The sequence below is a fragment of the Candidatus Palauibacter sp. genome, assembly GCF_965208055.1.
GTDB lineage: Bacteria > Gemmatimonadota > Gemmatimonadetes > Palauibacterales > Palauibacteraceae > Palauibacter.
Window position 1 is genome coordinate 2,721,366 of record NZ_CBDBNY010000004.1, and the last position, 14,071, is coordinate 2,735,436.

Consider the following 14,071-nt stretch of genomic DNA (forward strand, 5'->3'; position numbering starts at 1 on the left):
CTCAAGGGAAGTTGACCCGGAGGCCAACGGAGAGCGGGATTTCCATGATGGCGCTGAACCCGGGCGAGTTGTTGAGTGCACCGTACACGGCCGTCGCCGACTCGTCCGCCATGACGTAGCGGAGGTCGGCCGACGCGAAGAGCGTGACCATCGGAACTCCGCTGTCGGCGTGTCGGGCGAGGTTGAACCCCGCCTTGATGCCGGCGTTGACGGAGGGGTACGACCCGTTTACGAGACCCACCTTATGGCGTCCCGGACTCGGGTCGTTCAGCAGCAGAATCGGGTCCGAGTCGAGCGTCGAAGCACCCACGCCGAAATCGACCGCCACGGTGGCGCTCCCCATCGGATCCGTGAGGTGATACTCGATCCCGCCGGTCAGGTGCAGGATCTGAAAGTTCGGGTCGACCGCTCCCTTCGTGCCGAGCATGTCGAGCGCTCCCTCGGCCCGCAGCGCCAGCCGCGGACGCAGGAAGTAGGATGCCGCGCCCGAGAACGAGGGACCCGACTCGGCGGCATCGGCGATGTCGCCCATCGGCATGGCCAACCCGACGCCGCCCTCGAAGGACCAGAACATTGGAGAGTAGGGACTCTGGGCCTCGGCCCGGATCGGCAGAAAAGCGAACGCAGCCATCGCGCCAACCGCCAACACCAGCTTCTTGAACACATCCTTCATATCGACCTCCTGCGAGTTGTGAGGCCGCCGAGGAACGCGCGGGCTGTCTGATTCGCCACGCAAACCAAGCACGAACATCCAACTGCAACCAACGACACCCGGCCTCCGATGTCGCTGGAAAAATCAATCCAAGCTAAGCCCTATGTCGAATAACATGCAAGATATCCAACGCGTACTCCGGCGCGTGCCGGAACCTCGTTCGGGGATGGCCGATCAGGCTTCCGAACATGCGAAGATCCGCGGTTCAGGTGCGGGAGACGTACTCCGCCAATCCGGTCGCGAGGTCGCGCGGACGGAACGCCGGAAAGCGACGCCGGGCCGGGTCCGAATCGGCGACCCCATCCTGGGTTACGAAGTCCACGGCGTCGCGCGACAGGACCTGACCGGGGAGAAGCTCCGCACACGCGGCCCCGAGCTTTGCGAGACCCGCCGGGATGTGGAGAATCGCCCGGCGCCGTCCGAGCGCCGCCATGGCCGTTCGAACGACGTCGTCCAGCGACAGGACATGCGGACCGCCCGCCTCGAGCGTGAGTCCGTCTCCGGCCGAACCCAGCGTCGCCTCGCACACGAGGTCCGCCAGATCATTCACGTGGATCGGGGTGATCCGCCCGGAACCGTCCCCGAGTTGGGGAAAAACGAGCGGAATCCCGCGAATGAGCGCGATGAAGCGATTCAGGCTCCGGTCCTCGGGGCCGTAGACCCATGAGGGTCGGACGATGACGTGGTCGAGGCCCGAGTCCCGCACGGACGCCTCCGCCAGCCCCTTTGCGCGATACCAGGTCCGCGCGGAGCCGGGATCGGCGCCGACCCCGGACAGGTAGACGAGCTTGCGCGCGCCCGCCTCCGCGGCGGCCTCCACCAGGGCGGCGGTGCCGCGGGCGTCGACCTCCATGAACGTCCGGCCCCGCGCGGGCGCCTCCACCGGATAGCCCGGGAACTGGACGGAAAGGATGGCTGCGTCCACGCCGCGCATCGCCGCTGCGAGCGCGCCGGGCCGCCGCACGTCTCCCTGGACGTATTCCGCCGGGAGCCCGAGACGCCCGGCGCCGGCGGGGTTTCGGGTCAGCACGGCGACCTGCGCCCCGCGACGGTGCAGCCCCCGGACAAAGGCCCGCCCGAGGAAGCCGGTCCCGCCCGCGACGAGGACCCGCGGCATCACTTCACCTCCCGGCTGGCGCCGGGGCGCGCATCGCCTGAACATCCCCGGATGACGTTCGACATCGTATTCGTGCTCGCACTGGCGCTCGCGGCCCTGGTCCTGTTCGCGATCGACCGGCTCCGCCTCGACCAGGTCGCCATGGCGATTCCCGTCGCCCTGCTCCTCGGCGGCATCCTCACGCCGGCGGAAGCGGTGTCGGGCCTTTCCTCCACCGCCACGGTCACGGTCGGCGCGATGCTCGTCCTCGGTCTGGGGCTCCGCAAGACCGGCCTCGTGGCCGCCATCGGGACCTGGGCGCGGACCGCACCGCTCGGCGGGCCGCACCGCCGCATGTTCGTCCTCTGTCTCATCGTCGCCCTCCTGTCCCCTTTCCTCAACAACACCGCCGTGGTGATGGTGTTCATCCCCGTCTTCGTTTCGCTCGCGGAACAGGCGGAGGAACCGGCGTCGATGTACCTCATGCCGCTTTCGTTCGTCTCGATTCTCGGGGGCACGGTCACCCTCATCGGCACGTCCACGAACCTCGTCGTCCATGGAGAGGCGGTGCGGAGGGGGTACGACGACCTCGGCATGTTCTCCATCGCGCCGCTGGGGCTGATCATGCTCGCGATAGGTCTCCTCTACATGTTCACGATCGGCCGGGCCCAGATGCCGCGGCGCACGCGTCCGCCCGACCTGTCCAGCAAGTACGACGTCCGGCGCTTCGTCACCGAACTCCTCGTGACGCCGGACTCGCCCGCCGAGGGAAGGTCGCTGGCGGAGCTGAAGTGGGGTGAACGGTACGGCGTCACCGTGCTGGGGATCGAGAGGGGTGAGCAGGACATCACCACGCCGCGCGGCGAACGCCACATCCGGCCGGACGATATCCTCTATGTACAGGGCGCGGCCGATCGACTGCTGGACCTTGCGCGTCGGCAGCGGCTCGTGACCCCGAGGGAGCGCACGCGGCGCCAGCTCAAGCTCACGTCCGGCGGCGGCCGCATGGTGGAGATCATCGTCGCCCCGAGCTCGCCCCTCGTGGGCCGAACCCTGCGAGACCAGGGTTTCGCGCAGCGCTACGATGCGACGGTGCTCGCGATTCAGCAGCACGGCGTCACGGTGACCGAACGGCTCGCCGAGATCGAGTTCGGCGTCGGCGATCTCCTCCTCGTGCACGGTACCACGGCGGCCCTCGAGCGCCTCGCGGACGACCCCGCCTTCATCCCGATGTCGGAGGTAAAGACGCCTTCGGGAGACCGGCCGCGCGCCGCCGTGGCCGCCGCGATCATGGTCGGGGTCGTCGCGCTGGCGGGGTTCGGCGTTCTCAACATCATGACCGCCGCCCTGACGGGCGTGGGTCTGATGGTGTTCACCAGCTGCGTGAAGGTCGAGGAGATCTACGAGGAGGTGGACTGGCTCGTGATCTTCGTCCTCGCGGGGCTGATCCCCCTGGGCGTAGCCCTCGAGTCCACCGGAGCGGCCTCGTGGCTGGCCGGGTGGGTGGTGATACTCACCGCGAACCTGGGCGAGGTCGGTCTCATCGCCGCCTTCTACCTGGTGACCGCGATCCTCACGGCTATCGTCTCCAACGCGGCGACCGCCGTCATGCTCACGCCGGTCGCGATCCTCACGGCAATAGAAGCGGGCGTGAATCCGTACGCCCTGCTCGTCGCCGTGATGTTCGGGGCTTCGGCCTCCTTCGTCACACCGTTCGGGTACCAGACGAACGTCATGATCTACGCGCCGGGCGGGTACCGCTTCTCGGACTTCGTGAAGGTGGGCGGGGTGCTCAACCTCCTCCTCCTCGTGGCGGCCGCCATCTTCATCCCGATCTTCTGGCCCAGTTAGGGCGGAGTACAACCAGGGCGGAGTACAACATGCTGGAACATCTGCTCGAGACCGACGTGGCGAAGCGCCCGCCGACCGTGCGCCTCAAGGGCCGGATCCTCTTTCTTACCGAAGATCCGGACCTCATCCGCCGCCAGCTCGCCGGGGAGGACCTCGACTGGGACCCGTCGATCCCTCTGCGCGACGACATTTCGACCGATGAGATCACGCCCGGCTGGGTCTGCTACCACTTCGACGAGAAGCTGGGGGATTACCCGTATGTCGGCCTCCTCTGCGGCGACGAGCGCCCGATCGGCCGCAACGACATCCGGAAGGGCGGCTTCGTGTGTTCCGTGTCCGGGAAGAGGCGCGGGAAAGGGTCGAGTCGGGAGGCTTCGCCGTATGCCGAGCGCGCCGCGGGCCTGCGCGTCGTCATCGGAGAGAACATCGAGCGCATCTATGGGGAGAATTGCGCGAACATCGGCCTCCTCGCATCGACGGATTTCTCTCTGATCGAGAAGATCCGGCGCGGGGAGGAAATCCCGCTCGACGCGTTCATCGGAGACGCGGGGCGCATTCAGCGCGACATCATCGAGTACGGCGGGTTGCTCGACTACGCCGTGGCGCGGCTGAAGGGACTCGTCGCGCTCCCGGACATCACGACCCCCGCGGACCGCCCGCAGACGATTGCGGAAAAGATCATGGCGCGGCACTGGGTCGCCGACGCGGCCTCCGGCAGGCTGGGCGTTCCGGCCGTGCAGCCGGGCGACACGGGCTTCCTCCGGGCCGATCTTCGCTTCTCCCACGAGTACGTGACTCCGATGGCGTCGACGTTCTGGGAGGACTTCGCGGGCGATGCGGGTCTGAACCACACCGAGTCCATCGTCTTCTTCCGCGACCACCTCGCGTTCCTCGACGAGGTCATCACGGAGGAGAGGAAGGCGGCCGGCCTGCTCGACGCGGCGCACGCCCTGCACGACCGCCAGCGGGAGTTCGCCGCCGCCAAGGGCGTGCGCCTGCACGGCGAACTGCCCGACCGCACGGGGAGCGAGGGGATCTGCCATATCATGGTGCAGGACCGCTACGCGCTCCCCGGCCAGATCATCATCGGCAGCGATTCGCACACCCCGCATTCGGGTGCGCTCGGATGCGTGGCCTTCGGCGTGGGCACGTCCGCGATCGTCAACGCCTGGGCGACACGCGACGTTCGGCTGGAGGTGCCGGAATCGATCCGGGTGAACGTCACGGGCGAGCCGCCGCCCGGAGTCGTGGCGAAAGACCTCATCCTCGAACTGCTGCGTCACCCGACCGTCAGGAGCGGCGAGGCGATCGGACGGATCATCGAGTTCACGGGGGAGGCCGTGGAGGCGCTGTCCATCGACGAACGCGCGACGCTGACGAACATGGCGGCCGAGGTCGGGGGGTTCACCGGCATCATCGCCCCGGACGCGAAGGCCGTGGCCTGGATCGCCGGGCGGCGGGGGGTGTCGGCGGACGAGATCCGGGCGCTGTGCGATGGACTGTACAGCGACGCGGGGGCGGACTACGCGGCGACGATCGAGATGGACGCGAGCGGCATCGAACCGATGGTCGCGACCCCCGGCGATCCCGGGAACGGCGTGCCCGTCTCGGCCCTCGGCGGGGACGTGAGCGTGGATACCGTGTTCGTCGGGGCCTGCACGGGGGCGAAGCGGGCGGACTTCGAGATGTACGGGACGGTGGCGCGCGAGGCGGTGGCGGCGGGGAAGCGCGTGCCCTCGGCCGTCCGCGCCTATGCCCAGTACGGTTCCATCGATGTGGAGGCGTGGAGCCGGGAGCAGGGGCACGACCGGGCCCTCCGGGATGCGGGGTTCGACGTTCTCGCTCCCGGCTGCGGCGCTTGCATCAACGCGGGGCCCGGAGTGTCGACGACCGCCGGGCAGGTCACGATCAGCTCGATCAATCGGAACTTCCCGGGCCGCAGCGGTCCGGGGCAGGTGTACCTGGCGAGTCCGCTGACGTGCGTGGCCTCGGCGATCGAGGGGCGGATCGTGGCGTACGGCGAGCAGGAGTGGAACCGCGGGGCCGCCCGCTGACAGCGGGGTCCGGCCACCGCGTCTAGGCGGGTTCGACCCTCACCGGACACACCTTCAGTTCCGCCGTGTGCGTGACCGGATCGTAGCCGCCTCCGGTGAGGAAGTTCACCGGCACGTCGTTGAAGCTGAATGAGGCGAAGACGGTTCCGGGGGGGGATCGGTCGTTGGCCTCGACCTTGATCCGTACCTGGCCGCGCGGGCTCGACATCGTTGCCCAGCCGCCGTCCACGAGACCCCACTTCGACACGTCCGCCGGGTGCATCTCGAGGCGCTCCTCCGACAACAGGTACTCGATGCCGGCCGACCGCCCCGTCTGCGTCCTCGTGTGATAGGCCGGCAGCCGGCGTCCGGTCGTGAGCCAGATCGGATACTCCTCCGAGATCGTCTCCGCCGGATCCCGGTATCGGATCAACTGGAAGATCCCGCGTCCGTTCTCGAACTCGCCCTCGTGAAGGATGGGCGTGCCGGGGTGACCCCGCTCCGGCACCGGCCAGTGGTACTCGCCGCGTTCGATGAGATCCCAGTCCAGGCCGGCGTAGATCGGTGAGAGCGAGCAGAGTTCGTTGAACACCTGTTTTGCCGACTCGAACTCGAAGCCCTCCAGCCCCATACGCTGCGCGATACGGGACACGCACCACCAGTCGGGTTTCGCCTCGCCCGGCGGATCCACCGCCTTCCGCAGGCGCTGGACGCGCCGCTCCGTGTTCGAACACACGCCATCCGTCTCCGCCCAGGCAGTGGCCGGCAGCACGACATCGGCCAGTTGCGCCGTCTCGGTGAGGAAGATGTCGATCACGACGAGGTGGTCGAGGCTCCTGAGCGCGTGCTCGCAATGCTCCCGGTCGGGGTCGGTGACGACCGTGTTCTCGCCGTTGATGATCATGGCGCGGATCCGGTCGCCGCACATGTCGAGCGCCGTGACCTTGGTGGGCCCCAGTTCGAGGTCCGTCTCCCGGCCGTAGGCGGCGGCGAACTTCGCCTGAGACGCCGGGTCGAGCACGTCCTGGAAGCCGGGGTAGTTGTTCGGCAGCGCCCCGCAGTCTCCCGCGCCCTGGATGTTGTTCTGGCCGCGCATCGGATTGATCCCGGTTCCCTCGCGGCCGACGTTGCCCGTCATGAGGGCCAGATTGCAGAGACTCTGCACGTTGTCCACGCCGCAGATGTGCTCCGTGATCCCGAGCGTGTAGTAGATCGCTCCGCGTTCGGCCTTCGCATACCAGCGCGCCGCCTCCGCGATCAACTTCGCGTCCACCCCGCTGATGGATTCGGCCCATTCCGGCGGGTACTCCAGGACGTGCTCCATGAAGTCGCGGCCTTCCGTCGTGCGGTCGGCCACGAAGCTCTCGTCCATCAGCCCCTCGCGCACGATCACGTGGGCCATGCCGAGCAGGAGCGCGACGTCCGACCCGACGCGGAGCGGCAGGTAGATGTCGGCCATCTCGGCCAGCGGAATCCGTCTCGGATCGGCGACGATGAGCTTGGCGCCCCGCGCCACCGCGCGCTTGATGCGGGTGGCCGCGACGGGGTGGCACTCGGTCATGTTGGTCCCGATGCAGAAGATCACATCGGGCTTTTCCATGTCCGCGAGCGGATTCGACATCGCCCCCCGTCCGATAGAGGCCGCCAGACCGGCGACCGTGGGGGCGTGTCAGGCACGGCTGCAGTTGTCGATCTGGTTGGTACCGAACGCGCCCCGGATGAACCGCTGCATCATGTAGGCCGCTTCGTGCGGCGCCCGTCCGGAGGCGACGCCGTACACGGAGTGTCGGCCGTGATTCTCGACCGCCGCCGTGAAACCCGCCGCCGCGCGGTCGAGCGCCGTGTCCCAGTCGGTTTCGTGGAGTTCGCCGTCGTCGCCGCGCACCATCGGATAGGCAAGCCGGTCCGGGTGCTGCACGAAGTCGAACGCGAACTGCCCCTTGACGCAGAGCGCGCCCTCGTTGGCGGGGCCATCCATCGCCGGCAGGACGCCGATCAGCTTGTCGTCCCGCGACATGAGGTCGACGGAACAACCGACGCCGCAGTAGGGGCAGACGGTCCGCGTCTTCTTCGTCTCACCCGGGACGGCGGCGTTCGCGAGCGCCTTGATGTCCGCGAGGGCGCCGGTCGGGCACGTCTGGATGCACTGACCGCAGAACGTGCACGCGGAATCATTGAGCAGTCCCTCGAACTCCGTCGTGATCCGCGTCTCGAAGCCACGATTCATGACCGAGATCGCGTAGTCGCCCTCCTGCTCCGCGCAGACCCGCACGCACCGGTAGCAGGAGATGCAGTTGTCGTAGTCGCGAAGGATGAACGGGTTGTCGTCGTCCGGCCGGCTGCGGCCGGAGGTGACCCCGGCGAAGCGGCCCGTCCGGGCCTCGTAGCGGTCGAGCAGCACCGCCATCTCCTGCGAGGCGTATCCGGAGAGCGGGTCGACGTCCGTGTCGCGGTTCTCGGAGGCGACCATCTCCATGAGCACGCGGCGGTGCATGTCGAGCCGCGCCGAGCGGGTCGTGATCCGCATCCCGGGCTCCGCGCGCATCGTGCAGGAGGCGACCGGGTTGCGGGCGCCCTCGAGTTCCACGATGCAGAGGCGACAGGCGCCGAAGGCCTCCAGGCGCGGGTCGTAGCACAGCGTCGGGATCTCCTTGCGGTGCCGCTCGGAGACCTCGTACAGGCTCTCGCCCCGACGGACGCCGACCTTCTCGCCGTCGAGCGCGATCTCGAAATCGAAGCGCGTGCTGTTGCCGGAATTGTCGCTCAAACCCACCTCCGGAGGCGCGAGAACCCCGCACCGCTGGAAACTGCCGGGCCCACCAACATGACGCGCCGCGCCCGCCGCGACAAATCCGGGCGGCGTCCAGGTCCGGCCTTGTGCGCTAGGCGGACCCGGTGACGTGGCTCGACACGCGATCCGGGAAGTAGCGGATCAGGCTCTCCGTGATGAGGGGGGCCGCCTGCCCGAGGCCGCAGGCGCTCGTCTGCATCATCGTGTCGCCCAGATCGTGCACCTCGTCGATCCAGGCGCCGATGTCGGGCGGGCCATCGCCGTGCAGGCGCTCCGTCAGGCGCTGTGTGCCGATGCGGCAGGGGAAGCACTTGCCGCAGGATTCCTCGGCGAAGAATTCCATGGCGGAATGCGCCACCTCGATCATGTCGCGCGAGTCGTCGAAGACCATGATCCCGCCCGCACCCAGGAACGACCCCTTCGCGCGGATGTCGGGCTCGTCGAGCGTGACATCGAGATCATCCCCCGCCAGGAAGCCGCCCGAGAGCCCCGCCATCGTCACCGCCCGGATCCTGCGCCCGCCCGGGACGCCGCCGGCCCGGTCGTCGATCAGGGTCAGCAGGGGGAAGCCCATGGGTACTTCGTAGTTGCCGGGGCGAGCGATGTCCCCGGAGAGCGAGATCACCTTCGTGCCCGCGTGGTCGCCGATCCCGAGATCCCGGTACCAGTCGGCGCCGTGTACGAGGATATGGGGGACGGAAGCCAGCGTCTCGACGTTGTTCACGACGGTGGGAAGGTCCTCGTACCCGTGCGTCACCGGAAACGGCGGCCGGTTCCGGGGGAACGGGTGCTTGCCCTCGAGGCTGTTGAGAAGAGACGTCTCCTCGCCGCAGATGTAGGCGCCCGCGCCGCGGCGCACCCAGAGGTCGAACGGTCGTCCGGGCCCGAAGGCTTCCGGTCCCAGCAGCCCGTCGCCGCGGGCTTCCTCCAGGGCCGTCTCCAGGATGTGGAACGTGTCCGGATACTCGTAGCGGAGGTAGATGAACCCGCGCGTGGCCCCCGTGGCGAAGCCGGCGGCGATCATCCCCTCGATCACCGCGTGCGGGTCGTAGTCCATCAGCGCCCGGTCCTTGAAACAGCCCGGCTCCCCCTCGTCCGCGTTGCAGACGATGGTTTTGGGCTCCCCCGCGGCCTCCGCCACGGCCCGCCATTTCCGCCCCGTGGGAAAGCCGGCGCCGCCCCGCCCCGCCAGACCGCTCGCGTCGATGGCATCGAGGAGCGCTTCGGGCCGCCCGCGAAGGGCGTTCTCGAGCCCGGAATAGCCGCCCGTCGCCCGATAGCCCGCCAGCGTGGCGCGTCCCGGAGTTCGGATGTGCGCGAATACACATTCCTCGATGTCCGGGTGTGGAGCGGGCGGGAGCGGAGAGGGTCGAGAGGAGAGTTCCGCGATCGTCGTTCCACAGAGCACCCGGTCGCGGTCCAGGACGGGAATCGGCTCATCGCACCGGCCCGGGCACGGCATCGCCTTCGCCTTCGGCAGCCCGGACAGAAGTCCGTCCGCCCCCAGCAGGGCGCAAATGGGTCCCGTACACACACGCGCGCGCGCATAGCCCTCCGGGTCTCGCGAAAAGTGATGATAGAAGGTCACCGTGCCGAACAGATCCGCGATGGGAATCCGAAGATCATCGGAGACGGCCCGCAGCGCTGCCTCGGAGAGGAACCCGTCCCTCTCGTGGAACTCGTGCAGCAGGGGAAGCAGGGGCGCCGGCTCGTCCCGCCATCTCGCGAGGAGCTCTGCGTCCGAAGGCGTGTTCATGCCGTCATAGTTACCCGACAAGCCCCAAGGCGGCAAACGACTTGAACCCGCGCGGCGTGACCATCCGGGGAACCCGGGGAACCCGGGGAACCGTTGCGTCGACGCCGTCAGCGTCGACACCGTACCTTCGCCCTATGATCACACCGCGCAGGAACACGGCCCGCGTCGAGATCGATCGCGTCTCCGAGGCATCGAGCCGAAGAAGGCGGGATGCCGTGGCGGTCGAGGAGCCGCTCGAGATCCGGATCGCGACCGTTGAAGGCGAGGAACACCAGGTGGCCGTGACGATGCGCACGCCGGGGGATGATTTCGATCTCACGGCAGGGTTCCTCTTCTCGGAGGGGCTGCTGTCACACCGCTCGGATGTGGCCGACCTGCGATACTGCGTCGATGTCGAGACGCAGGAATACAACATCATGACGGTGTACCTGAGCGAAGCGGCCCGCTTCGATCCGGCGGAGCTGACCCGGAACTTCTACACCACCTCCAGCTGTGGCGTTTGCGGCAAAGCGTCTCTCGAAGCGATAGAGATCCGGGGTTGTGCCCCGATCCCGGCGGGAGCAACGGTATCCGCCGACGTCGTGCGATCGCTCCCGGACGCCCTGCGTCGCCGGCAGCCGGTGTTCGAGCGAACCGGCGGACTCCACGCGGCCGGCCTGTTCGACCCGGCGGGCGAACTGCAACTCCTCCGTGAGGATGTCGGTCGCCACAACGCGCTCGACAAGGTGATCGGCGAGCGGTTCCTGGGCGGGGCACTCCCCCTGGGCGAGTCCGTGCTCGCGGTGAGCGGGCGCGCCTCGTTCGAGATCATGCAGAAGGCGCTCGCCGCCGCCGTGCCGATCGTCGTCGCCGTCGGCGCGCCGTCCAGCCTCGCGGTGGATGTGGCGAAGGAGTTCGGGATGACGCTCATCGGCTTCGCCAAGCCGACGGGGTTCAACGTCTACACGGGCCGCCACCGCATCGACTGAAGCACCGGGTTCACGGCGGCAGCCTTCTCCCCACCCTTAGCGCCAGATCGACGGCGGACTTCCTCCAGCCCGTCAGCGTCGATCTGCGGTAGGCGTCAGCGGTACGCTTCACCCCCTCGCTCATCGTCGGGTAGGGGTGAACCAGCGACCCGAGCGTCCCCAGCTTCACTCCCGCCTTCATGGCGAGCGAGATCTCCGCGATCATCGTCCCCGCGCCCGGGGCGAGGATATGTCCGCCCAGGATCCGGCCCCCCTTCCCGACGACGATCTTCACGCGCCCGATGGCGGCGCGCTCCGCGATGGCGCGATCCAGGTTCCCGATGTCGTAGACGTGCGCGGAGACCGCGGAGCCGTGGCGATCCTCGGCCTCGGCTTCGGTGAGCCCGACGTGAGCGAGTTCGGGCTCCGTGTACGTGCACCACGGGATCACGCCGTAGTCGATGTTCGCGCGCACGGGGAAGAGCGCGTTCTGCACGACGGTGCGCGCTTCGTGGTCGGCGACGTGCGTGAACAGGAAGCCGCCGATGACATCGCCGGCGGCGAAGATGTGTTTCCGGGAGGTGCGCAGCTTCGAATCGACGGTGACCCAGCCTTTCGCGGTCTCCACCCCCGCCGCGTCGAGTCCCATGTCCTCCGTGTTCGGCGCGCGCCCCGCGGCGACCAGCACCTCGTCGACCTCGGACGTCTCGGGCGCGGCCGCCGGATGGTCGCCGACTGCGTCCCCGGCGGCGGCGATCGTCACGCGCCGCCGATCTCCGGCCCGGTCGACCCGCGTCACGACATGGCCGGTCCGGATCTCGATGCCCTCCCCGCGAAGCCTGCTCGTCAGCAACTCCGCGAGTTCGGGCTCTTCGCGCACCATGAGCCGGTTGAGCAACTCCACGACCGTGACCTCCGAGCCGAGGCGACGGAAGGCCTGGGCGAGTTCGACGCCGATCGGCCCGCCCCCGACCACGGCGAGCGAGGCGGGAATCGTGTCGCGGTCGAAAGCCTCGGCGTGAGTGAAGTAACCCGCCTCCTCGAGCCCCGGGATCGGCGGCACCGCGGCCCGGGAGCCGGAGGCGACGACGAAACGGCGCGCACGGATGCGGCGGCCGTCCACCTCGACTTCGTGCGGCGAGACGAAGCGGGCCGCTCCCTCGACCACATCGACACCCATGGCGCGAAAACGCTCCGGATCGTCGTGCGGCTCGATCTCGGCCCGAGCGGCGCGAACGCTGGCGAGGACATCCGCTCCCTCGATCTGCGGCTGGACGGGACGCAGGCCGTGCGCGGCGGCGTCACGAAAATGATGCGCCACCCGGGCCGAGCTGATCAGGGCCTTGGAGGGGACGCATCCGGTCCAGAGGCAGTCGCCGCCCAGGCGGTCGCGCTCGATCAAGGCCACGCTCGCACCCAGCCCCGCGCTCCCCGCAGCCGTTACGAGACCGGCGGTGCCTCCGCCGATGGCGACGATGTCGAACATCTGGTCTCGAGCCACGTTGCTACTCCCCGTAGAGGTTTCTCCGCGAACGCTGCTTCACTGTACACCCGCTGCACACCCGCTGCGGAGAAACCGTGCCGGGCATGGCCGATTTTCCTTGCCGCGCGTCCCGATTCACGCTTAGCTTCGCTTCGTGCAGAATCCTACATCCCAAGCTGCGGTGTCACGGTCGGGCTCAATGAAAAGCCGCGTCCAGCCGCCTCCGATCCTTGACAAGTGTCGTGAACTAGCGACCGTGAACGGTCTCCGCGAGGCCGGCCTCTATCCATACTTCATGCCCATAGAGGCCTCGCACGACACCTGGGTCGTCATCGACGGCGCGCGCAAGATCATGGTGGGCTCCAACAACTACATGGGGCTCACGCACGATCCGCGCGTCCTCGAGGCGGCCCGTGACGCCCTCAACAAGTTCGGAAGCGGCAACACGGGCAGCCGCTTCCTCAACGGCAACCTCAATCTGCATGAGCAACTCGAGGCCGAACTCGCCGACTTCACCTGCATGGAGGCCGCGCTCGTATTCTCGACCGGCTACCAGACGAATCTGGGTACGCTGGGCGCGTTGATCGGCCGCGCGGACACGGTCTACATCGACAAGCTGGACCATGCCAGCCTCCAGGACGGTGCACGCATGGGGCTCGGCCGCACCCGGCGCTTCAATCACAACGACTTCGCGACCCTGCGGCGCATGCTCGAGGCCGAGACGCCCTCGCGCGGCAAGCTCATCGCGGTGGACGGCGTGTACAGCATGGAAGGCGACATCGCCGATCTGCCCACCCTGGTCGAACTGAGGCGAGAGTACGGCGCGGCCATCCTGGTGGATGACGCGCACGCCGTGGGCGTGCTGGGCGAGACCGGGGCCGGGACCGCCGAGCACTGGGGACTCACCGACGAAGTGGACCTGATCCTCGGCACCTTCTCCAAGTCCTTCGCCTCGATCGGTGGCTTCGTGGCGGGTCGCGCGGACGTCATCGACTACCTCCAGCACAACGCCCGCGCCCTCATGTTCAGCGCGAGCATGCCTCCCGCCTCCGCCGCCACCGTGCTGAAGGCGCTGGAGATCATCCGCGATGAGCCGGAGCGCCGGGAGCAGCTCTGGAAGAACACCTACCGGATGATGGAGGGGTTCAAGTCGATCGGGTTCGACATCGGGCCGACCGAGACCCCGATCATCCCCATCCTCATCGGACCCATGGAGAAGACCTTCGTGTTCTGGCGCGCGCTGTTCGAAGCCGGCGTCTTCACGAACCCGGTGGTTCCGCCCGCGGTTCCGGAGGGGAGTTGCCGCCTGCGCACGAGCTACATGGCGACGCACTCGGATGACGACCTCGATTTCGTGCTCGACCAGGTAGAGCGCGTGGGGAAGAAGCTCGGCGTCGTCTGA

The 14,071-nt window shown here is 68.3% G+C and carries 9 protein-coding genes; 4 read left to right on the forward strand and 5 right to left on the reverse strand.

Annotated features, from left to right (window positions below; all coding sequences use genetic code 11):
• Position 1 precedes the first annotated feature (1 nt).
• On the reverse strand, positions 2 to 673 hold the full coding sequence (locus ACOGXI_RS12095; protein WP_419939099.1) for a hypothetical protein: 672 nt from the start codon (positions 671 to 673) through the stop codon (positions 2 to 4).
• Positions 674 to 917: 244 nt separating this feature from the next.
• Complete coding sequence (locus ACOGXI_RS12100; protein WP_419940196.1) at positions 918 to 1,829, reverse strand: NAD(P)H-binding protein; 912 nt, start codon at positions 1,827 to 1,829, stop codon at positions 918 to 920.
• 51 nt (positions 1,830 to 1,880) lie between these two features.
• On the opposite strand from ACOGXI_RS12100, the gene ACOGXI_RS12105 reads away from it, so the two are divergent.
• A complete protein-coding gene (locus tag ACOGXI_RS12105) occupies positions 1,881 to 3,659 on the forward strand; it encodes an SLC13 family permease (protein ID WP_419939100.1) in 1,779 nt (592 codons plus the stop codon).
• A gap of 29 nt (positions 3,660 to 3,688) precedes the next feature.
• Entirely contained in the window at positions 3,689 to 5,713 is a 2,025-nt protein-coding gene (locus tag ACOGXI_RS12110; RefSeq protein ID WP_419939101.1) for an aconitase family protein, read from the forward strand.
• A gap of 22 nt (positions 5,714 to 5,735) precedes the next feature.
• Here the strand turns inward: ACOGXI_RS12110 and fdhF are convergent, their stop codons facing one another.
• Both fdhF and ACOGXI_RS12120 read right to left on the reverse strand, forming a co-directional pair.
• Complete coding sequence (gene fdhF, locus ACOGXI_RS12115) at positions 5,736 to 8,465, reverse strand: formate dehydrogenase subunit alpha (RefSeq protein WP_419939102.1); 2,730 nt, start codon at positions 8,463 to 8,465, stop codon at positions 5,736 to 5,738.
• Positions 8,466 to 8,574: 109 nt separating this feature from the next.
• On the reverse strand, positions 8,575 to 10,239 hold the full coding sequence (locus tag ACOGXI_RS12120) for an NADH-ubiquinone oxidoreductase-F iron-sulfur binding region domain-containing protein (RefSeq protein WP_419939103.1): 1,665 nt from the start codon (positions 10,237 to 10,239) through the stop codon (positions 8,575 to 8,577).
• Between the two features lie 134 nt (positions 10,240 to 10,373).
• Between ACOGXI_RS12120 and fdhD the strand changes: the two genes are divergently transcribed.
• A complete protein-coding gene (fdhD, locus tag ACOGXI_RS12125; RefSeq protein ID WP_419939104.1) occupies positions 10,374 to 11,207 on the forward strand; it encodes a formate dehydrogenase accessory sulfurtransferase FdhD in 834 nt (277 codons plus the stop codon).
• Positions 11,208 to 11,217: 10 nt separating this feature from the next.
• On the opposite strand, the gene ACOGXI_RS12130 is transcribed toward fdhD, so the two are convergent.
• Entirely contained in the window at positions 11,218 to 12,687 is a 1,470-nt protein-coding gene (locus ACOGXI_RS12130; RefSeq protein WP_419939105.1) for a dihydrolipoyl dehydrogenase family protein, read from the reverse strand.
• Positions 12,688 to 12,868: 181 nt separating this feature from the next.
• Here ACOGXI_RS12130 and ACOGXI_RS12135 point away from each other — a divergent pair, with 181 nt between their 5' ends.
• Complete coding sequence (locus tag ACOGXI_RS12135) at positions 12,869 to 14,071, forward strand: aminotransferase class I/II-fold pyridoxal phosphate-dependent enzyme (RefSeq protein WP_419939106.1); 1,203 nt, start codon at positions 12,869 to 12,871, stop codon at positions 14,069 to 14,071.

What these genes read in the sequence shown, in the direction of transcription:
- ACOGXI_RS12095 (WP_419939099.1), bottom strand. Translation starts at nt 673, where the DNA reads ATGAAGGATGTGTTCAAGAAGCTGGTGTTGGCGGTTGGCGCGATGGCT.
- fdhD (WP_419939104.1), top strand. Translation starts at nt 10,374, where the DNA reads ATGATCACACCGCGCAGGAACACGGCCCGCGTCGAGATCGATCGCGTC.
- ACOGXI_RS12120 (WP_419939103.1), bottom strand. Translation starts at nt 10,239, where the DNA reads ATGAACACGCCTTCGGACGCAGAGCTCCTCGCGAGATGGCGGGACGAG.
- ACOGXI_RS12105 (WP_419939100.1), top strand. Translation starts at nt 1,881, where the DNA reads ATGACGTTCGACATCGTATTCGTGCTCGCACTGGCGCTCGCGGCCCTG.
- ACOGXI_RS12110 (WP_419939101.1), top strand. Translation starts at nt 3,689, where the DNA reads ATGCTGGAACATCTGCTCGAGACCGACGTGGCGAAGCGCCCGCCGACC.
- ACOGXI_RS12100 (WP_419940196.1), bottom strand. Translation starts at nt 1,829, where the DNA reads ATGCCGCGGGTCCTCGTCGCGGGCGGGACCGGCTTCCTCGGGCGGGCC.
- ACOGXI_RS12135 (WP_419939106.1), top strand. Translation starts at nt 12,869, where the DNA reads ATGAAAAGCCGCGTCCAGCCGCCTCCGATCCTTGACAAGTGTCGTGAA.